Annotated in this window: 5 tRNA genes; all 5 read right to left on the bottom strand. The window is 44.5% G+C overall.

What is annotated here, in order from left to right:
- Window positions 1-8: 8 nt before the first annotated feature.
- A tRNA-Leu gene (locus C9I86_RS19840) sits at window positions 9-93 on the bottom strand.
- A gap of 33 nt (window positions 94-126) precedes the next feature.
- Window positions 127-201, bottom strand: a tRNA-Gln gene (locus C9I86_RS19845).
- Between the two features lie 64 nt (window positions 202-265).
- Window positions 266-350, bottom strand: a tRNA-Leu gene (locus C9I86_RS19850).
- 75 nt (window positions 351-425) lie between these two features.
- Window positions 426-510 (bottom strand) — tRNA-Leu (locus C9I86_RS19855).
- A gap of 33 nt (window positions 511-543) precedes the next feature.
- Window positions 544-618 (bottom strand) — tRNA-Gln (locus C9I86_RS19860).
- Window positions 619-668: the final 50 nt, after the last annotated feature.

A 668-nucleotide genomic window follows, 5' to 3' on the forward strand; every position in this document is an offset into this window, starting at 1 on the left:
AAGAATAATGGTGCGGAAGGAGAGACTTGAACTCTCACACCTTACGGCGCTAGAACCTAAATCTAGTGCGTCTACCAATTCCGCCACTTCCGCAATGATTAACTGTCGCAACAATTAATCTAAATATGGCAGGTCTACCTGGATTCGAACCAGGGTATGACGGCATCAAAAGCCGTTGCCTTACCGCTTGGCGATAGACCTACAGTGCTTAAATACATAAGCGTTGCTTGTTGGGTAGTAACAAGACTTTTTAAATCAGAGAGAATGGTGCGGAAGGAGAGACTTGAACTCTCACACCTTGCGGCGCTAGAACCTAAATCTAGTGCGTCTACCAATTCCGCCACTTCCGCATATTGTCAGTTACGAATAACTGTTGTTTCTCTGATCGTATTTTTCACATTAACCGTAGTTAAGATGAAGAATAATGGTGCGGAAGGAGAGACTTGAACTCTCACACCTTACGGCGCTAGAACCTAAATCTAGTGCGTCTACCAATTCCGCCACTTCCGCAATGATTAACTGTCGCAACAATTAATCTAAATATGGCAGGTCTACCTGGATTCGAACCAGGGTATGACGGCATCAAAAGCCGTTGCCTTACCGCTTGGCGATAGACCTACAGTGCTTAAATACATAAGCGTTGCTTGTTGGGTAGTAACAAGACTTTT

Source organism: Photobacterium sp. NCIMB 13483, from assembly GCF_003025475.1.
Taxonomy (GTDB): Bacteria; Pseudomonadota; Gammaproteobacteria; order Enterobacterales; family Vibrionaceae; genus Photobacterium; species Photobacterium piscicola.